The organism is Hydrogenophaga sp. GW101-3F08 (assembly GCF_059424585.1).
In genome coordinates, this window is the sequence record NZ_JBWKZP010000003.1 from 348928 (window position 1) to 368760 (window position 19833).

The window sequence follows — 19833 nt, forward strand, 5'->3', positions numbered from 1 at the left end:
GCTACCTCATCCGCCGGACCACGCCGTTGTCGAGCACCTCGCTGGAGACCTCCAGCATGCGGGTCTGGATGGTCAGCGCCGCGATCCGGGCCTGGTCCAGGTTGATGCTCAGGCGCACCCGGTCATCGACCTCAAAACGGATGGTTCCCCCTTCGCGCAGGAATTCCGGCGCGTCGCCGACGGTCAGCACCGGCTTGTTCTTCAACTTGTCGAGCACGGCACGGCGCCGGGCATCGTCTTTGTAGGCGAGAAAAACCATCTGGCACGACGGCAATTGGTCCAGCGTCTCGGCGCGGAAGACCTCGAATGAGCGCCCCTGCTCCGTGCGCCCCTTCAAGCTCGTTTCCAGAATGTCGCCAAAAGGGTCCGGCCCCAGAACGCAGATGTGCCAGGGCGTGCTGCTGTTGGGAAACGCATCGGCCGGCCAACCGACGTAATGGGCGAAATTGCGCAGGAACGCGGCCTTGACCCGGTTCGGGTTGGCCAGCGCCAGTTCCTGGCTGGCGACCAGGCCCGGCAGATGCAGCATCCACAGCAGTGCGATGACCCACAGTTTGAGAACGGTTCTCATGGATTTGGTCGGCATCAGAACCTGGCCACGTAGGTGAGCTGGAACTCCCGAGGGCGTCCGCGCGTGCTCTGCGAAGGCCGGTACTTCTCGTTGGTGAGGTTTTTGCCCATGAGATCAATGCTCATCCGCCGGCCGTTGGATTGCCACCCATAACCGATGCCGGCGTTGATGAGCGTGTAGGTCTGGCGTGCCGACGCCGGCCCGTCGGGCAGGAGGGTCTGGTCGCGCACGAAGTTGGCGCCGCCGACGACGTAGAGCCCCTGCAGTCCGCTCTGTGTGAAGTTGTAGCGCGTCCAGAGGTTGGCGAGGTGGGGCGCGCTCATCTGCAAGGGCGCGTTGTGGAAGCGCAGCACGTTCTTGTAGTTCGCCAGCCCGGAGGCGTCGAGCGTCGCCGGGTCCTGGGCGAGGATGGCGGCGTCGTGGCCGCTGAATTCGGTGATGCGGGCGTTCATGCGGCTGTAGGAGACATACAGCTGCCAGTTGTCGGTCAGTGCCGCCGTCGTGTCCAGCTCGAAACCGCGCGAACGCTGTTCGCCGCTTTGCACGTTGTAGATGGCCACGTTGCCTTGTGCATCCGTGACGGCCAGATCGTTGACGATGTTCTTGTTGCGGATGTCGAAGAACGTCAGCGTGCCGGAGAGTCGGCCGTCCAACAGGTCGGCCTTGAGACCGATGTCGTGGCCGCGCCCCCGGGTGGGTTCGGCCGCTCGACTCGTTCCGTCGGGGTTGCGCAGGATTTGCGTGCCGGGAACGAAGGATTCGGCGTAGGAGGCGAATGCGGAGAGCCCGGGGGTGAACTTGTACAGCACGCCGTACTGGGGCGTGACCGCGCTGGCGGTGATCTTGGCCTGGGACAGACCCGTCAGGTGGTTGACCAGTTGGCTTTCCGTGGCGGTCTTGCGCCAGCCCGCGAGCACGAGCAGACGGTCGCCGAAGAAACCGAAGGTCGAACCGCCATGGACCGACTTGTCGACATAGTCGGTGGTCGTGTCGGTCGCGTTTGCCGTCAGCGCGGAGAGTGGAATCGCGCCATCGCGGTTCCAGGTGGCGGGATTGCTCAAGTCCCAGAGCGGCAGCGGCGACGCGGTGGGATCGCTGCCGAGCGCCGGGTCGTTGGGCGCCTGCGCGGCCCGGTTGTCGAAACGGCGGCGGCTGTACTGCGTGCCGACCAGCAGGCGCAGGCTGGTGTCGCCGAAGGTGTATTTGCCGACGGCCTGGGCCTCGTAGGTGTCGTCAAGGTTGGTGTACGTCTGGAACCTGACGCGGCGACCCTGCATGAGGGTGGCGTTGTTGGCCATGCCGAGGTTGCCGGAGAACAGCGCATCAACCTCGTAGGACTGGCGGGCGTAGCCCGCGCGCAGGTTCCAGTGATCGTTGGCCTTGACATCGATCCATGTGCTCAGGCCGTTGGTTTCGCTGCGGCGCTGGTCCGCGTTGGACATGCTGTTCCAGTTGTCCGGCAGGCCGGGCACGTCGACGCCGGAACGGTTGGGGTCGGCGGCGGTCGGCACGATGCCGGCCTGGGTGTTGTAGCCGGGCTTCTGCATGACCTGCGGGCTCTCGACCTTGAGGAAGTGCTCGTACTTGACCGATACGCTGACGCGGTCGTTGGGCTGCCAGAGCAGGGAGGGCGAGATGTTCCGGGAATGGGCGTCGTAGGGCTTCCAGTAGTGCATGTCCTGGTCGTGGGAAGCCGCAATCCGGTAGAAAAGCGTTTTCGACGCCGGCCCGGTCACGTCGGCATCGAATCGGTACTGGCCATAGGAGCCGTAGCGCGCATCGGCGGTGGCGGCGAACGTCGGCTGCGGGGTCTTGGTGATGACGTTGACGATGCCGCCGGGAGCCACTTGCCCGTAGAGAAACGAGGATGGGCCCTTGACCACTTCCACGCGCGAGATGTTGGTGAAGTCGAAGATCGAAGGACCGTGGAAGCCGTCGCGCAACACCTGAACATTGCCGGGCGTGGCACTGACGGCGAAGCCGCGGATGGCGAGGTTGGCGTTGCCCTCGTTGAAGTCGTTGCTGCGGTACGTCACGCCCGGCGAATAGCGCGCGATGTCGAAGAGGTTTTGCGGATTCTGGTCCTGGATGAAGGACTCGGTGAACGCCTGGATGGCGAACGGCAGGTCCCGGATCGGCGCGTCGAAACGCGAACCGGACACCGAATTCGAGGCCCGGTAGCCCTGGTCCAGATGCGTGGAAACCTCGAAGGGGGAAACCCTGACGTTGACCAGGTCCCCGATGTCCATGCCGGCCACGTCCATCGCCGGGTTCCCCGCCGATGCAAGCCCGACAGCACTGTTCGCCATGGCATCCGGCAGCGGCCACAACCACAAGCCCGGCGTCAAAACGACCGCAACCGCCGCGCGCGCACCACGTCTGGACACCCCCGGGCCGGACAAACCGTCGGTACCACGCGCCAGGCGTTCGATCATTCGTTTGTCATTCTTGGCGAGGCCCTTCACGAGCAGGAGTGCCTTCATCTCAAGCACGATCGGTCTCCTCGGTACGGTTGGGTCGGCATCCACCTGGAAAAAGCTCGGGTCCTCACCTGGGCGGCGCTGACGCACACCGTTTCATTTTTTTACAGTCGCAGTATCCTCCTGCCGGCCTTGTTACACAATGCCGAAACTACAACTTATGGCTTCTGCGCATGTGTGAACCCAGGCCGCCGCACCGACTGGTCCACGCTATCGATGACGTTGAGCACGCCTAGCGTCGCCTGCAAGCCTATGGCGCGGAAGCCCCGCTTCGCGCCACCTCGCCAATAGAACGCGCGCCCGGCGCGTAAGCTGCCATGCCCGCTCCCGCAGCTGCCAGGAAAATCGCGGTGGCGAGGAATGGAAGCACCGTGCGCCGCACAGCTGTGGGCAACCAGTGTTCTGAATCGTCCCCACGAACGTAGCGGTACAAGGCATACGACAGCGCACCGTCCACCAGTACCTCGGCCAGCAGCGTCGGCGCAATGTAGATCACGTACAGCGAGGCGAAGGCCAGCCCCACCGCCATCACAACCGCCAGCAGCGGAATCGCCAGCTCGTCGGCTTCCGCGATGGCCCCGGCCGCATCGCCCATCTCCGACCCCAGACCTGGGCCGTCGTCCACCGAGGAGCCGGCTCCATCAAAGCTGGCATTCGCACCGCCACCGCCAAAATCGCCACCGCTTCCACTTCGGATCGGTGCGGCGGACTCCGCACCACTGCCGCATCCCGAGCCCGAACCAGACGGAGACGAAAAGTCCGGGACATCGACGTAGTCATCACGATTGGTCCTGAGCCACAACCAGATCAGGAACAGAAACATGACGTAGGCCGACAGTACCGCCGTCGGATATCGAATGGCCATGCTCTCCACGCCTTGACGCAACAGCAGGAAAGACGAGAGCAACCCGAAAGCACCTGTCAATGTCGCGATCAAGGTCATCTGCAAACGAGGGTAGGACTCAGCCTCCAGTTTGCGTTGGGCTTGCTGGATGGCGTGGGAGCGGACAAAGATGCGGTGGCGTGGTGGCATTCTTTGGATGAACGATGAAGTCGCCGGTGGTCGTCAGATGAGTCAAGTACCTTGATCGAATCGGAGCCATTGTTTGAAAGCGCTCAAAAACCCTCCCCCGCCCCCAGATACCGCCACTGCCCCACCGGCAGATTGCCCAGCACCACGTTGCCGATGCGGATGCGCTTCAATCCCACCACGTGCAGACCCACCTGTTCGCACATGCGGCGGATCTGGCGCTTCTTGCCTTCCTTCAATATGAACCGCAATTGCTCGGGGTTCATCCAGTCGACCTGCGCAGGCTTCAATGGCTGCTCGTCCAGGCTCAGGCCGTGGCGCAGCAGGGCCAGCTTGTCGGCCGGGAAGACGGCCTGCACGTTCTGCGTGACCACGCCTGCGCCTTGCGGGCCGTTGGGTGCGTAGTGCACGCGCACGAGGTATTCCTTTTCGATGCCGCTGCTCTCGCCGATGAGCTGGCGCGCGATGCGGCCGTCTTGCGTGAGCACGAGCAGGCCGACCGAGTCGATGTCGAGCCGGCCGCAGGGCGCGAGGCCGCGCGTGTGTTCGGGGGCGAAGCGGCGGCCATCGGCCGGGTGGCGGGCGTCGCCCCGCCACTGGCTGGGCGCGCCGATCAGCGTGGCGGCGGCTTCGTGGCCGTCTTCGGGCTGGCCGCTCACGTAACCCATGGGCTTGTGCAGCAGGATGGTGACCTGCCCGGCCTGCTGGTGGCGCGCCTGGGGCAGCACCTCCACCTGGGCGTCGGGCGCCACGGGCATGCCCATGACGGCGGGTTCGCCGTTGACCAGCACCCAGCCGCGCGCGATCCATTCGTCGGCCTCGCGGCGCGAACACAGGCCGAGGTCGGCCATGCGCTTGTTGAGGCGGATCTCGCCGCGCACGTTGCCGACGCGGGCGAGATCGGGCCGGTGGGGCTGCGGCAAGCGCGGTGCAGCGGACGGGCCGCGCTGCGGACGGTCTCCCGCCCCATGGGGTTGTGGGTCGCGCGGGTCGGTGCGGCGCGGGGCCGGGCGCTCGCTCCAGCCGCGGTCGTCGCCGCGCGGGCCGGCGGCTGGGCCGGAACGCGGGCGGTCGCCGGTGGGGCGCGGGCCAGCGGGCCGGTCGCTGCCCGGGCGGTCTGCGCCATAGCGCGGGCGCTCGTTGCGCTCGCTTTCGGTGCCGGCGCGCTTGGCGCCGAAGCCCGGCGAGGGCTCACGCGGCGGCTTGGGCGCGGAGGCGGAAACCGATTTGGCACGGGCCGGGCCGGGCGGGCGCACGGGCGCGCGGCGCGGCGCGAAGGGGTCGGCCGGGGTCTTCTTCGCAGCGCCCGGGTTGAGCTTGAGCGTGCTGGGCTTTTTGTCGGTGGTCATGGGGGGATCATCCCAGATTGACTCCGGTGTCCGCAGGCTCGGCGCCAGGCGGCGAGCCGAGCGCGAATGCGGGAATACCACGACTCAAATTGTCGTCAGAACGACAAAATAACGCCAATTAATACGGGATGATGCGGCCTCCCTGGGCCCCACGGCCTCCAGCCATCGAGGAGACAACATGCAACACCCCCCATCCCGCATCGCCCGGCGCCAGCTCCTGGCCGCCGCCGTCGGCCTGCCCTGGTTGGGCATCGGCCACGCCCAGGCACAGGAAGGCGCGCTCAGGATCGCGCAGTCCATCGCGCTCACCGGTCCGCTGGGCGATCTGGGCTCGGCCATGCACTTGGGCGCCAAGGCCGCGTTCGGGGCCCTCAATGCGCGCGGCGGCGTGCACGGCCGCGCCATCGAACTGGTCACGCAGGACGACGCCTACGACACGCCCAAGGCCCTGGCCAACGTGGATCGTTTCCTGGCCGAGCGCGACACCTTCGCCCTGTTCAACTGCATGGGCACGCCCATGATCGAGGCCATGCTGCCCAAGGTGATCGACAGCGGCATTCCCTTCTTCGCACCGTTCACGGGCGCGCAGCTCAGCCGCGTGAAAACCGCCCGCAACGTGTTCAACATCCGCGCCAGCTATGCCGACGAGACCGAGAAGCTGGTGCAGCACCTGTCCACCATCGGCATCCGGCGCCTGGGTGTCGTCTACCAGAACAATGCGTTCGGCAAAGAGGTGTTCAACGCCGCCAGGCAGTCCATGGGCCAGCTCCAGTTGCCCGAGGCCATTTCCGTCACGGTGGAGAACAACGCCTCGGACGCGGGCGCCGCCGCCGACAAGCTCGCGCAGGGCAACCTGGATGCCATCGTGATCGGCCTGGCGGGCAAGCCCACGCTGGAGTTCGTCAAGGCCTTCCGAGCGCTCCAGCGCGGCGTGACGCTGTATGCGCTGTCGGTGATGGGCTCATCCGCCACCGTGAAGGCGCTGGGCGCCGACGCCACGGGCATGGCGATCTCGCAGGTGGTGCCCCTGCCCACCAATGCGGTCATGCCGGTGGTGCGCGACTTCCAGGCCGACTGGAAAGCATCGGGCGCTTCGGCGGAGCCCTCGCACCTGGCGCTGGAGGGCTACATCAACGCCCGCGTGTTCGCCGAGGCCCTGGCGCGCGCCGGGCGCAACCCCACGCGCGCGGCCTTCATCGACGCGACCTGGAACCTCAAGAAGTGGGACCTGGGTGGCTTCGAGATCAACGCCAGCACGCCCGAACGCAACGCCTCGCGTTTCGTGGAACTGACACTGGTGGGGCGCAACGGGCGCTTCATCCGCTGATGAGGAAACACCCCGATGCGGGTGGCCCGCGGCGCCACGGAGAACCGAGGCACAGAGCCTCATAACTCGCCGCTGCGCAGCGCTGGCAGATCGAGCACGCGCAGGCCGCCGTATTCCACCCGTATCCAGCCTTTGTCCGACAGCGTGGACAGCGCCTCGTTCACCCGCTGGCGCGACAGCCCCACCAGGTAGGCCAGCTCCTGCTGGGTGATGCGCAGGATGTCGCCCACGTTGGGCGAAAGCAGCGGGTGGAACAGGGCGGCGAGGTTGCGCGCCACGCGCAGGTCGGGGTTGTTGATGCGGTCGATCTCGCGCGCGGCGATGAACTGACCCAGCCGTTCGTTGAGCTGGTGCATGACGAAGCGGTTGAAGCCGAGCGAGTGGTCGAGCAGCCAGTCGAAGGTGTCCACCGGCAGGCCGGCCACACGGCTCTTGCGCAGCGCCTGGATGTTGTAGCGGTAGTGCTCGTGCTTGAGCACGGTGCCTTCGCCGAACCAGCCGCCGGGCGCCACGCCGGTGAAGGTGATGACCGGCCCCATGGAGTCGTCGTTGCTCATCTTGAGCAGGCCATCGACCAGACCAAACCAGTAGGTGACGGGCCGCCCGATGCGGCAGATGTATTCGCCGGCCAGCACTTCGCTGACCACCAGCGCAGCACGCGCGCGCTCGCTCTCGCTCGCGGTGAGGCTGTGCAGCCAGGGGATTTCCGCCAGCTCCTGGGCGGTGGGTGGGCGGGCGCGTTCGCGCAACGCGGAGCCGGGGCGCAGGGGGGTCAGTGGAGCCATGGCAGGGATCCTGTCACTCGTGGTTTCAATGTCGGCGGTTTCACGTCAAAAGCACGGAAACGATCATGACGGCGCCAATGCCCGCATACAAGGCGCGGTACCGTATCTGCAGCCGGCGCACGCTCTCGAACGGCAGGCCCTCACGCATCGCCCGCAGCGTCCAATGGAAATGCAACGGGTAGAGCGCGGCGACGAAAAAGGCCAGCTCTTGCGGCACGGCTCCGCCCATGGCCAGCACGATCAACAGGGCGTCGGCGAACGTGAAGAGCACGAAACCGGCGATGAAGCTCCGCCTCTTGCCGAATGTCACTGCATTGGTTTGAATGCCGTTGGCCTGGTCGGCCTCGCAATCGCGAACCTCCTGTGTCAGGTGCCCCGCGCCGAAGATCACGGCAAAGAACAGCCCAATCTGCAAGCCATGGACGTCGGGACTTTGAAACACCGAATAGCCCAGCAAGAAGTGCAGCACCCCACTGACCAGATGCAGCAGTGAGCTGGCCAGCGGGACACCCTTCATGTACACATGCGGGACGGAGTAGAGGGCACTCGCGACGGCGATCATCAGACCGATGCCCAGCGTCGCCGGACCCAGCTGGCCGAAAGCCACCAGGCTCAGCAGCAGCAGGATCAGCAGCAAAGCCGCGATCTCTTGGCGCCGAACGCCGCGGTTCAGGAACACGCCGGCCGATCGGGCGGGATCACGGAGATCCTGGTGGATGCCGGCCCAATCGTTGAGCAAAAAGACGTGGGCCACCAGAAAGGCGTTTCCCACCGCCAGCAGCAACAGCGCCGCGGCGCTCTGCATCGTGAGGTGGTTCATCGCAAACACCGCGCCCAGCAGGGGCGTGCCCTGAAGAACCAGGACCTCGTCGAACCGGATGCACGACAACAGACGCAGCAGCCACCGGGCGCCTTTGGGACGATCCGTCATGGTGATTTCCGAAGGATTCGACCACCGTCGGCGACACGGTCTTTGTCGCTGTCGTTGTCGGGGGCCGCCAGAAGGCCGAGACGCACGCTGTCCAGATACAGCCTCAACCAGAGGGCATGGCCCACGTCTTCCGACCAATAGAACCTTCGCACCGAGGCCGTGAGATCGTTGTGGTACAGCAAGGGCGGGTTCTGCCTCACCGGCGCAAAGCCATCCCTCGACAGTGCTTGCAGCAGATGGACCACCTGCGCCGAGGTGGGCGCGTGGTCCCGGCCGCCCTCCAGCTGCTGCAGCATCTGGCTCGCAGCCAACCAGATCGCCTGTCCTTCCACGGTCGTTTGTGAACGCGATGGCGGCAGTGGCACCTCGCAGCCCGCGGCTTTCAGGTCGGCCTGGCGCATGACGGGCACCAGCGGCGCCCTGTCGTAGTAGACCCAGAGGCGGTCCTGGTCGATGGTTTGGCGAAGCGCCGTGCAGAGCGCACGGGCCGCCGGTGGGTCGGCCTGGGCCAGCCACATGAGCACATGCATCTGGATGCCCACGTCGGTGGGATTCGGGTTGGCACCGGGGTCGATGCATTGGTACTCACGCCGCTGCCCCAGCCAGGTCTTGTACAGGCCTTCGGCCGTGCGGTACCGCCGCAGCGTCTCCAAGGCCGGCGATCGCAACGCATCGGCACCGGGGGCGATCCGCCAGACCAGTGCGGTGTCGTCGGCATCGGGCGTGATCGTGCACAGCCCGTGCGCGGCCATGGCACGGGTGCCTGGCCGGCCGTGGTATCGAACGAGTCCGCCGGCTTCGATCTGGCTGCGCAGATGGGTGCGGGCCCGCTCCAGGCCTCCGCCAAGCCCCACGGGGTCACGCCTGGATCCCAGCAGGTCGACCATCATCGACGTGACGTAGGTGTTCATTTCCTCCGTCGGCTCGTCAAACTGCGCCTCGCTGGTGTGCGAGGTGAGCCAATAGCCATCGGCCTGCTGCCGGCGGTTGATCAGGCCCACCGCCTGGCGTGCGCTGCGGGCCAGGTCATCGCTCCCAGTGCTGCGGGCGTTTTCGCCGACCTGGCCCGGCGAATCGGGGCGAATGTCGTCCACCGCGGCCACGGGCACCGCTTCGATGCGAACCTCGTGAAGACCGACCACCAGGCCCCTGGGGTCGCCATTGGGCAGCGGACCGATCGTGGCGGCATCCACGGCAAAGAGGTCGATGAGGTTTCGCCCCGCATGGAGACGGGTGCGCAACACGATGGCCGCCTCGCCCTGGAAGCGGTGCTCGTCCCCAACGGGTATGCCGTCGTGGAGCACCATGACCCTCCTGCCGGGCGCGTCCAGCCCGGGGCCGGGGGACACCTGGAACCGGAAGTCCACGTCGCGATCCTGCCGCGACCACAGCGCGAACCCCAGGCCTTCGGCAGACCCCTGCCCCATCCACAGGTATCCGCCCTCGCTGCCCCCTGGGTTCTCGACCGGCCAAGCTGTCTCCAGCAGGGTCGGATCGATGCCCACCTGGGTTTTGAGGGTGTCGTCGACTTTGATCAAGGGCGCAGCGGGCGGGGCTTCCGTGGTACTGAACGGCCGCTCATCCATTGCCGCGGCGCCACTCACCTCAAACAGTCGCATGTGGGGTGTCTTGAGATGGACGGCCTTCAGCCCTGCTTGCGCGGTCAGCCACGTCACCATTTCGCGGGTATCGAGGGCGGGAAACCACTTGAACACCACCCGCTTGTCGTCCTGGATCAGCACGTGGCTCACCTTCTCCGATGCGATCAACCGGCGCATTCTTGCCGGATCGAAAGACCCTGTGCCCCAGGGGATCACGGCGTTGGCATAGCGGGCTTCGGGCAGGAAGAGCGGATAGTCGCGGGCGTGCTGATGCCCGACAAAAAGCACACGAGAGCCGGGTGGCATGAGCGCACCCACCACTTCGTCAAAGGGTTCGTTGACCACCCGTTCCGAAGCAGGCACGGCGATGGCCTGCACAGCAGCGTCAGCCCGCCCCCGGATAGGCTGGTACACGCCATACGCGACCACCCCCGCGATGAGCAGCTGCGCGAGCTTTCTCCTGCTGGAGAGGTACGGAGCGATCAGTGCGATGCCCATGGGCAACGCCAAGGCATAGGGCCCCACGAGAAACCGCCCCGGCACCTCGGACTGAACCATCCACCGCGCGCCGAAGAGGATGGCTCCCAGCAATGGAATGGCCAACAGCGTTTGTGCCGAAACAGCCGTCAGCCTCACCCGGGGCCAGGTGGTCACCACATTGCGGACCACGAGCCACATCGCCATCAACAGCACGGGAATCCACAGCAGCCCCCACAGCGAAAACCGGGTGGAATGCTCCGGCAATGAATACGCGAACCGGCCGGGCCAGGGGCGATCGTTTTCGTCGGCCAAGGGCGCGCCAGCGCCCATGGCCGAGATGAATCGGTTGGCGGCGCCACTGAAGTGGTTTCGCGTCTCTGCCGAAGCAGGCACGTCGGGCAGCTCCCACAGCAAGGATGCAAAGCGGACGGCGTGCGTGTACATCACCCTGGGCGAGACATCGGCCTGGATGATGCGCCGAACCTCCCCCGGCCCCAGCGGGTGGTGGTAGAGAGCGGTGTTGAATGCCAGTGGAATGAGCAGCGAACTCAAAAGACCCGCGCCCGCAAGACCGGCCCCGAAGGATTTCAATCGCGTGGCGAAAGAAAACGGACCGGGCGCCCACCACACGATCAGCAACAGGCTGGGAAGCAGCGACAGGGGAAAGGACCTGACGTTGATGCTCAGGACCGCGAACACCCCCAGAAAGAAAAATTTCGCCTTTGCCTCCTCAGCTCCCGCGCCAATGGAAACGGCCCAATAGGCAAGCCCCAGCAAGGCAACGATGGACCAGATTTCCGGCTTGAGTCCCACCGTACTGGACGCAATGAGAGGGGTCGAGATCAGGATCAGCACACCGACCAGGGCCACCGTCTGGCTCAGCTTCAGCGCGCGCAAGAGAACGTACTGGCCGACCGATGCCAACGGGAGCGCCAACCAGAAGACCAGACGGCCCACTGCCTCGGTTTTCGTCAGCAGCACCGGCCACAAGAAGAACAGTTCACTTCCGAAAGGAACGATCGTTTGCCGGATGTTGTGCGTGTCAAAGGGAAAGACCGTCTGGTGCTGAATCCAGTAGATGACCCGTGAGGCGTGGTACATCCTCTCGTCGTAACCCTGAAGGGGGGTCGCCACCTGCACCACCATCGACACCAGCAACATACCGCAGATGGCACTCAGCGCCAAGCCCCCCCAGAGCGAGAGCCCCGACACGAACGCTGCGAGTCTTGAATACCACCGGCTCCACGCCATCCCCGTTGGCCGGCGCGGACCGCCCGTCAACAGCACCGTGACGGCGCCAACGAGCACCTGAACCAGCACCCACATCGACGGGGTCAACTGGTGAACCAATGAAGTCAGGCTGGTGATCGCACCGACCTGCAGCATCACGCTGGCGACAAAGATCCAATAGCCGTCGGCCGGTGAACGGGCGAAGCACGAGGCCCAGCGCAGCGAGACCCAGACCGTCAACAGCAGAGAGAGGAAAAACAGCATGCATGCCCTTCGGGAGGCGGTTTTTGTGGGACTTCCCTAGGGAAAGTCCTAGGAGGGCAGACCCTTCAATTGTCGTCGTACCGACAACACAACGTCAAACATCTGCCTAACATCGCGCCCAGAATGATTCAAACCTGGGGTGCCCACAGACCCCGGAAGCGGTCTGCCACGACCCTCGGACTCAGGAGACTTCGGCAATGCAAAACACTTTCCCCCGGCTCTTGCTGGACCACGCGAAACGCCGCCCGGGCGCGGCGGCGATGCGTGAAAAGGAATACGGCATCTGGCAGACCACCACCTGGGCCGCCATGGCGCAGCTGGTCGAGGCGATCGCCTGCGGCCTGCACCAGGCCGGCCTGCAGCGCGGTGAACACATGGTGGTGATCGGCGCCAACCGGCCCCGCCTGTACGCCACCATGCTGGCCGCGCAGTCGCTGGGCGCCATTCCCGTGCCGCTGTACCAGGACGCGGTGGGCGCCGAATGCGTGTTCCCGATCAACAACGCCGAGGTGCGTTTCGCGGTGGTGGAAGACCAGGAGCAGGTGGACAAGATGCTCGAAATCCGCGACCGCTGCCCGCAGCTCTTGCACATCTACTACGACGACCCGCGCGGCCTGCGCAACTACGACCAACCCGGCCTGGGCGCGCTGGAAGAACTGATCGGCGCTGGCCAGGCCTTCGCGAAGATCCACACCCAGCTGTTCCAGCAGCAGGTGGACATGGCCCAGCCCGACGACGTGGCCGCGATGTTCTTCACCAGCGGCACCACCGGCAACCCCAAGGGCGTGGTGCACACGCACAACACGCTGATCGACCGCGCGGCCGTGGGCGCGCGCTTTGACAAGCTGACCGAAAACGACGAGGTGCTGGCCTACCTGCCGCCCGCCTGGATCGGGCAGAACATCTTCAGCTACGCGCAGTGGCTGGTGGCCGGCTACGTGGTGAACTGCCCGGAGTCGGGCGCCACCGTCACCATCGACCTGAAGGAAGTCGGGCCCACCTATTACTTCGCGCCGCCGCGCGTGTTCGAGGGCCTGCTCACCACGGTGATGATCCGCATGGAAGACGCGGGCGCGATCAAGCGCAAGATGTTCCACGGCTTCATGGACGTGGCGCGACGCGTCGGCCCGGACAAGCTTGACGGCAAGCCGGTGGGCCTGCTGGACTCGATCAAGTACGCGCTGGGCAATGTGTTCGTCTATGGCCCGCTGCGCAACAGCCTGGGGCTCTCCCGCGTGCGTGTGGCCTATACCGCGGGCGAGGCCATCGGGCCCGATCTGTTCAGTTTCTACCGCTCCATCGGCATCAACCTCAAGCAGCTCTACGGCTCGACCGAGACGGCCGTGTTCGTCTGCCTGCAGCCCGACAACGAAGCGCGCGCCGACACCGTGGGCGTTCCCTGCGAGGGCGTGGAGATCAAGCTGAGCGAGACCGGCGAGATCCTGGTGAAATCGCCCGGCCTGCTCAAGGGCTACTACAAGAACCCCGAGGCCACGGCCGAGGTGTTGACGGCCGACGGCTGGTACCACACCAGCGACGCGGGCTTCATCGACGCCTCGGGCCACCTGAAGATCATCGACCGCGTGAAAGACGTGGGCCGCATCAAGGGCGGTGCCAACGACGGCGCCATGTTCGCGCCCAAGTACGTGGAGAACAAGCTCAAGTTCTTCTCGCACATCAAGGAAGCCGTGGCCTACGGCGACCAGCGCGAGAAGGTCTGCGCGATGATCAACATCGACTTCGAGGCCGTGGGCAACTGGGCCGAGCGCCGCAACCTGCCCTACGCCGGCTACACCGACCTGGCGCAGAAGCCCGAGGTCTACGAGCTGATCCGCGAGTGCGTGGAGAAGGTCAACGCCGACCTGAGCCGCGACGAGCTGCTGGCCGGCAGCCAGATCAGCCGCTTCCTGGTGCTGCACAAGGAACTGGACGCCGACGACGGCGAACTCACGCGCACCAACAAGGTCCGCCGCGGCTTCATCGCCGACAAATACAGCGTGCTGGTCGATGCCCTGTACAGCGGCAAGACCGAGCAGTTCATTGAAACCCAGGTGAAGTTCGAAGACGGCCGCACCGGCAGCGTGAGCGCCACGCTGAAGGTGGACGACGCCAGGACCTTTGCACCCGTGAAAGCTGCGGCATGACCAAAAAGATTGGCGACGTCATCCTCGACGTGCAAAACATCAGCCTGCGCTTCGGCGGCGTGAAGGCCCTCACCGACATCTCCTTCAACGTGAAGGAGCACGAGGTGCGCGCCATCATCGGCCCCAACGGCGCGGGCAAGAGCTCCATGCTCAACTGCATCAACGGCGTGTACCAGCCGCAGGACGGCAGCATCAGCTTTCGCGGCCAGACCTTCAAGCACATGAACAGCCGCCAGGTCGCCGAGATGGGCATCGCCCGCACCTTCCAGAACCTGGCGCTGTTCAAGGGCATGAGCGTGATCGACAACATCATGACCGGGCGCAACCTGCGCATCAAGAGCAACCTCTTCCTGCAGGCGCTGCGCCTGGGGCCGGCCCAGCGCGAAGAAGAGCAGCACCGCGAGTTCGTCGAACACATCATCGACTTCCTGGAAATCCAGGCACACCGCAAGACACCCGTGGGCCAGTTGCCCTACGGCCTGCAAAAGCGCGTGGACCTGGGCCGCGCGCTGGCGATGGAGCCGCAGGTGCTGCTGCTGGACGAACCCATGGCCGGCATGAACCTGGAAGAGAAGCAGGACATGAGCCGCTTCATCCTGGACGTGAACGACGAGTTCGGCACCACCATCGTGCTGATCGAGCACGACATGGGCGTGGTGATGGACATCTCCGACCGTGTGGTGGTGCTGGACTACGGCAAGAAGATCGGTGACGGCACACCCGACGAGGTGCGCAACAACGAAGAAGTCATCAGCGCGTACCTCGGCACATCACATTGATGGGACAGACCATGTATCAGAACAACACACCAGTCCATGTGAAGGAGCGCCAACCCAGGGCGCCGCAGAACCGGCTCTGCCGGGCTGCCAGCGCCGCCCCCTTGAGGGGGGATGCGGCTACGCGCAGCGAGCAAGCAACGGGGGAGAGATAAGTCATGGCTTTTTTTCTTGAAACTTTGCTCGGCGGCCTCATGGCCGGCATGCTGTATTCGCTGGTGGCGCTGGGCTTCGTGCTGATCTTCAAGGCCTCGGGCGTGTTCAACTTCGCCCAAGGCGCGATGGTGCTGTTCGCGGCGCTGGCCATGGCCCGCTTCTCCGCCTGGATCCCGCAATGGCTGGGCCTGGAGAGCAAGTTGATCGGCAACGTGCTGGCCTTCGCGCTGGCGGCGGTGCTCATGTTCGCGCTGGCCTGGCTGATCGAGCGCCTGGTGTTGCGCCATCTGGTGAACCAGGAGGGCGTGACCCTGCTCATGGCCACGCTGGGCATCACCTACTTCATCGACGGCCTGGGCCAGACGCTCTTCGGCTCGGACATCTACCAGATCGACGTGGGCATGCCCAAGGACCCGGTGTTCCTGTTCGAGGGCACCTTCGAAGGCGGCGTGCTGGTCAACCTGGAAGACGTGTACGCCGCCTGCGTGGCCGCGCTGCTGGTGGCCGTGCTCTCGCTGTTCTTCCAGAAGACCGGCACCGGCCGCGCCCTGCGCGCGGTGGCCGACGACCACCAGGCGGCGCAGTCCATCGGCATCCCGCTCAACCGCATCTGGGTGATCGTGTGGTTCGTGGCCGGCATCACCGCGCTGGTGGCCGGGATCATCTGGGGCTCCAAGCTGGGTGTGCAGTTTTCGCTGACCACGGTGGCGCTGCGCGCCCTGCCCGTGATCATCCTGGGCGGCCTCACCTCGGTACCCGGCGCCATCATCGGCGGCCTGATCATCGGCGTGGGCGAGAAGCTCTCCGAGGTCTACCTCGGCCCCTACGTGGGCGGCGGCATCGAGATCTGGTTTGCGTACGTGCTGGCGCTGGTGTTCCTGCTGTTCCGGCCGCAAGGCTTGTTCGGCGAAAAAATTATTGACCGCGTGTGACCGCACAACGAAAACAAAGAAAGGGCTCGCACCATGTTCTATCGTGAAAACGGTCAATTCAAGACCTCCTACCGCGCCGACCAGCAGATCTTCCCGATCGCGCAGGACCGCTGGGCCATCCTCGTGCTGATCGCCTTCGCCTTCATCGGCGTGCCGATGCTGGCCGACGAGTACCTGTTCCGCGCCATCCTGATCCCGTTCCTGATCCTGGCGCTGGCCGCGCTGGGCGTGAACATCCTGGTGGGCTACTGCGGGCAGATCTCGCTGGGCTCGGGTGCCTTCATGGCGGTGGGCGCCTACATGGCCTACAACACCTACATCCGCATCGAGGGCATGCCACTGATCATCGCCCTGCTCTCGGGCGGTTTCTTCGCCACGCTGGTGGGCATGTTCTTCGGCATCCCCAGCCTGCGGGTGAAGGGGCTGTACCTCGCGGTGGCCACGCTGGCGGCGCAGTTCTTCTGCGACTGGGCGTTCCTGCGCATCGGCTGGTTCACCAACAACAACGCCTCGGGCTCGGTCTCGGTGTCCAACCTGCAGGTGTTCGGCCTGTCCATCGAAACGCCGCTGCAGAAGTACCTGTTCTGCCTGGCATTCCTGGTGGTGTTCGCACTGCTGGCGAAAAACCTGGTGCGCTCGGCCATCGGCCGCGAGTGGATGGCGATCCGCGACATGGACGTGGCCGCCGCGGTGATCGGCATCCGCCCCATGTACGCCAAGCTCAGCGCCTTCGCGGTCAGCTCGTTCATCGTGGGCGTGGCCGGCGGCCTGTGGGGCTTCGTGCACCTGGGTTCGTGGGAGCCTGCGGCCTTCTCCATCGACCGCTCGTTCCAGCTGCTCTTCATGGTGATCATCGGCGGCATGGGTTCCATCATGGGCAGCTTCTTCGGCGCGGCCTTCATCGTGGTGCTGCCCATTTTCTTGAACCAGTTCCTGCCCGCCCTGGGCGCGCTGCTCGGCGTGGAGATTTCCACCGCCGCCGTGTCCCACACGGAGTTCATGGTGTTCGGCGCCCTGATCGTGTGGTTCCTGATCGTGGAGCCGCACGGGCTGGCCAAGCTCTGGAGCATCGGCAAACAGAAACTTCGCCTCTGGCCCTTCCCGCACTGAATATGACGACCCCCTGCGCCGCTTCGCGTCTTCCCCCTGGAAGGGGGACCACACCTGCAGCCCGGCAAAGCCGGTTCTGCGGTGTGCTGGGAGGACATCCCCTCACCCGGCAAGTTGCTGGCAGGGCCGACCGGACGGTATTGCTGCGTTTCAATGGTTTCTTGCGTGTGTGTGTTTGAACGTTCCTATAGGAGACAAGTGATGAAAATGCGTAATCTGGTTCTCTCCGTGTCACTGGCCTGTGCCGCCCTGTCGGGTGCCGTGGTCCCGACGGCTGCCATGGCCCAGGCCAAGGAGCAGTTCTTTCCCTCACTGGTGTACCGCACCGGCGCCTACGCGCCCAACGGCGTGCCCTTCGCCAACGGCTACGCCGACTACCTCAAGCTCACCAACGCGCGCGGCGGCGTCAACGGGGTGAAGGTCTCGTTCGAGGAGTGCGAAACCGGCTACGCCACCGACCGCGGCGTGGAATGCTACGAGCGCCTGAAGGGCAAGAACGGCGGCGCCACGGTGTTCCAGCCGCTGTCCACCGGCATCACCTTTGCCCTGACCGAAAAGGCCCCGAGCGACAAGATCCCGCTGATCACCGCCGGCTATGGCCGCAGCGAGTCGGCCGACGGCGGCGTGTTCAAGTGGAACTTCCCGATTGCCGGCACCTACTGGGTGGCGGCCGATGTGCTGATCCAGCACATCGCCAAGAAGGAAGGCGGCTACGACAAGCTCAAGGGCAAGAAGATCGCGCTGGTCTACCACGACAGCCCCTACGGCAAGGAGCCGATCCCATTGCTGCAGGAACGCGCCGCCATGCACGGCTTTTCGCTGAGCCTGCTGCCCGTGACCCACCCCGGTGTGGAACAGAAGGCCACCTGGCTGCAGATCCGCCAGAACCGCCCCGACTACGTGCTCAACTGGGGCTGGGGTGTGATGAACTCCACCGCGCTGAAGGAAGCGCAGGCCACCGGCTACCCGCGCGAGAAGATGTACGGCGTGTGGTGGGCCGGCGCCGAGCCCGACGTGAAGGACGTGGGCGCGGGCGCCAAGGGCTACAACGCCATCACCATGCAGCACGGAACCGAAACCGGCTCGGCCGTGGTCAAGGAGATCCTGGACAAGGTGCACGCCAAGGGCGAGGGCACGGGGCCCAAGGAAGAAGTGGGCCAGGTGCTCTACATGCGTGGTCTCATGAGCGCGATGTTCGCGGTGGAGGGTGTTCGTGCTGCGCAGGAGAAGTATGGCAAGGGCAAGGTGATGACGGGCGAACAGGCGCGCTGGGGCTATGAAAACCTCAACCTCACGCAGGCCAAGCTCGACGCGCTGGGCTTCAAGGGCGTGATGCGCCCGATCTCCACCAGCTGCCAGGACCACATGGGTGCGGCCTGGGCCCGCATCCACACCTGGGACGGCAGCAAGTGGGCGTTCAGCAGCGACTGGTACCAGGCCGATGAACAGATCATCAAGCCCATGGTCAAGGCCGCGGCCGACAAGTACGCCGCCGAGAAGAAGCTGACCCGACGCACTGGTCAAGACTGCCAGAGCTAAGCCCACCCCCGCCGCATGAATTGACCCACCCCCGCCGCGCTTCGCGCGACCCCCTCAAGGGGGCGATGCCAGCCGTCCGGCAAAGCCGGCCCGGCGGCATCCTCGGATGGGTCACCTCACTCGCGGCGGATAGGTTGAAAAGTGATCGCGGCTGGTTCGCCAGCCGCCATCCACAAGACCGGCACGCCGCGTCTTGTGAATGGTTCACGAGGAACACACCATGAGCACCACTCCCAACATCGTTCTCAACGTCAACGGCATCGAGGTCATCTACAACCATGTGATCCTGGTGTTGAAAGGCGTTTCGCTCAACGTGCCCGAAGGCAAGATCGCCGCCGTGCTGGGTGGCAACGGCGCGGGCAAGACGACCACGCTGCGCGCCATCTCCAACCTGCTCAAGGCCGAGCGTGGCGAGGTCACCAAAGGCAGCATCGAGCTGCGCGGCGACCGCATCGAAAACCTCACGCCGGCCGATCTGGTGAACCGCGGCGTGGTGCAGGTGATGGAGGGGCGGCATTGTTTTGCCCACCTGACCATCGAGGAAAACCTGCTCATCGGCTCCTACACCCGCACCGACAAGGGCGAGATCGCTGCGAACCTGGAGAAGGTCTACAACTACTTCCCGCGCCTGAAGACGCGCCGCACATCGCAGGCGGCCTACACCTCGGGCGGCGAGCAGCAGATGTGCGCCATCGGCCGCGCGCTCATGACCAACCCCAGCGTGATGCTGCTCGACGAGCCCTCGATGGGCCTGGCGCCGCAGATCGTGGAAGAGGTGTTCGAGATCGTGAAGGACCTCAACACCAAAGAGAAGGTCACCTTCCTGCTGGCCGAGCAGAACACCAACATGGCGCTGCGCTACGCCGACTACGGCTACATCATGGAATCGGGCCGCATCGTGATGGATGGTCTGGCCTCGGATCTGCGCAACAACGAAGACGTGAAAGAGTTCTACCTCGGTATGGGCGGCGGCGAGCGCAAGTCGTTCAAGGATGTGAAGAGCTACAAGCGCAGAAAAAGGTGGCTCGCGTAGCGAGCACCCCCGCGCCGCCTTCGGCGTCACCCCCTCAAGGGGGCAACGCGAGTGGCCCGGCGAAGCCGGTTCCACCGCGTTCTCGATTGAAGACA

The 19833-nt window shown here is 65.2% G+C and carries 14 protein-coding genes; 7 read left to right on the top strand and 7 right to left on the bottom strand.

The genetic code is table 11. The features are described from left to right. Window position 1: 1 nt before the first annotated feature. The 4 genes from AC07YZ_RS11100 to AC07YZ_RS11115 form a co-directional block, all read right to left on the bottom strand. Window positions 2-586, bottom strand: a complete 585-nt coding sequence (locus tag AC07YZ_RS11100; RefSeq protein WP_494794771.1) for a TOL_0243 family YfiR-like periplasmic protein — start codon at window positions 584-586, stop codon at window positions 2-4. After that, a complete protein-coding gene (locus AC07YZ_RS11105; RefSeq protein ID WP_494794772.1) occupies window positions 586-3141 on the bottom strand; it encodes a TonB-dependent siderophore receptor in 2556 nt (851 codons plus the stop codon). Before AC07YZ_RS11105 ends, AC07YZ_RS11100 begins: the two co-directional genes overlap by 1 nt. A gap of 160 nt (window positions 3142-3301) precedes the next feature. After that, complete coding sequence (locus AC07YZ_RS11110; RefSeq protein WP_494794773.1) at window positions 3302-4084, bottom strand: hypothetical protein; 783 nt, start codon at window positions 4082-4084, stop codon at window positions 3302-3304. Between the two features lie 83 nt (window positions 4085-4167). Next, complete coding sequence (locus AC07YZ_RS11115) at window positions 4168-5430, bottom strand: pseudouridine synthase (protein WP_494794774.1); 1263 nt, start codon at window positions 5428-5430, stop codon at window positions 4168-4170. Between the two features lie 178 nt (window positions 5431-5608). Between AC07YZ_RS11115 and AC07YZ_RS11120 the strand changes: the two genes are divergently transcribed. Further along, window positions 5609-6757: an ABC transporter substrate-binding protein gene (locus AC07YZ_RS11120; protein ID WP_226491349.1), complete on the top strand. Its 1149-nt coding sequence runs from the start codon at window positions 5609-5611 to the stop codon at window positions 6755-6757. Between the two features lie 59 nt (window positions 6758-6816). Here the strand turns inward: AC07YZ_RS11120 and AC07YZ_RS11125 are convergent, their stop codons facing one another. From AC07YZ_RS11125 to AC07YZ_RS11135, 3 genes are read right to left on the bottom strand one after another with little or no spacing between them, the layout of a single operon-like run. Next, on the bottom strand, window positions 6817-7542 hold the full coding sequence (locus AC07YZ_RS11125) for a Crp/Fnr family transcriptional regulator (RefSeq protein ID WP_226491348.1): 726 nt from the start codon (window positions 7540-7542) through the stop codon (window positions 6817-6819). Window positions 7543-7582: 40 nt separating this feature from the next. After that, a complete protein-coding gene (locus tag AC07YZ_RS11130) occupies window positions 7583-8473 on the bottom strand; it encodes a UbiA family prenyltransferase (RefSeq protein WP_494794775.1) in 891 nt (296 codons plus the stop codon). After that, window positions 8470-12048, bottom strand: coding sequence for a hypothetical protein (locus tag AC07YZ_RS11135; protein WP_494794776.1), 3579 nt, complete (start codon window positions 12046-12048; stop codon window positions 8470-8472). The genes AC07YZ_RS11130 and AC07YZ_RS11135 overlap by 4 nt, the downstream gene beginning before the upstream one ends. 197 nt (window positions 12049-12245) lie before the next feature. Between AC07YZ_RS11135 and AC07YZ_RS11140 the strand changes: the two genes are divergently transcribed. From AC07YZ_RS11140 to AC07YZ_RS11165, 6 genes are all read left to right on the top strand, one after another. Beyond that, on the top strand, window positions 12246-14192 hold the full coding sequence (locus AC07YZ_RS11140) for an AMP-dependent synthetase/ligase (RefSeq protein ID WP_226491345.1): 1947 nt from the start codon (window positions 12246-12248) through the stop codon (window positions 14190-14192). After that, complete coding sequence (locus AC07YZ_RS11145) at window positions 14189-14971, top strand: ABC transporter ATP-binding protein (protein ID WP_226491344.1); 783 nt, start codon at window positions 14189-14191, stop codon at window positions 14969-14971. The genes AC07YZ_RS11140 and AC07YZ_RS11145 overlap by 4 nt, the downstream gene beginning before the upstream one ends. Before the next feature lie 155 nt (window positions 14972-15126). Next, window positions 15127-16056, top strand: coding sequence for a branched-chain amino acid ABC transporter permease (locus AC07YZ_RS11150; RefSeq protein ID WP_226491343.1), 930 nt, complete (start codon window positions 15127-15129; stop codon window positions 16054-16056). Between the two features lie 33 nt (window positions 16057-16089). Beyond that, window positions 16090-17166, top strand: coding sequence for a branched-chain amino acid ABC transporter permease (locus AC07YZ_RS11155; protein ID WP_226491342.1), 1077 nt, complete (start codon window positions 16090-16092; stop codon window positions 17164-17166). Window positions 17167-17367: 201 nt separating this feature from the next. After that, window positions 17368-18705, top strand: a complete 1338-nt coding sequence (locus AC07YZ_RS11160) for an ABC transporter substrate-binding protein (protein ID WP_494794777.1) — start codon at window positions 17368-17370, stop codon at window positions 18703-18705. A gap of 220 nt (window positions 18706-18925) precedes the next feature. Next, window positions 18926-19738: an ABC transporter ATP-binding protein gene (locus AC07YZ_RS11165; RefSeq protein WP_494794778.1), complete on the top strand. Its 813-nt coding sequence runs from the start codon at window positions 18926-18928 to the stop codon at window positions 19736-19738. Window positions 19739-19833 lie beyond the last annotated feature (95 nt).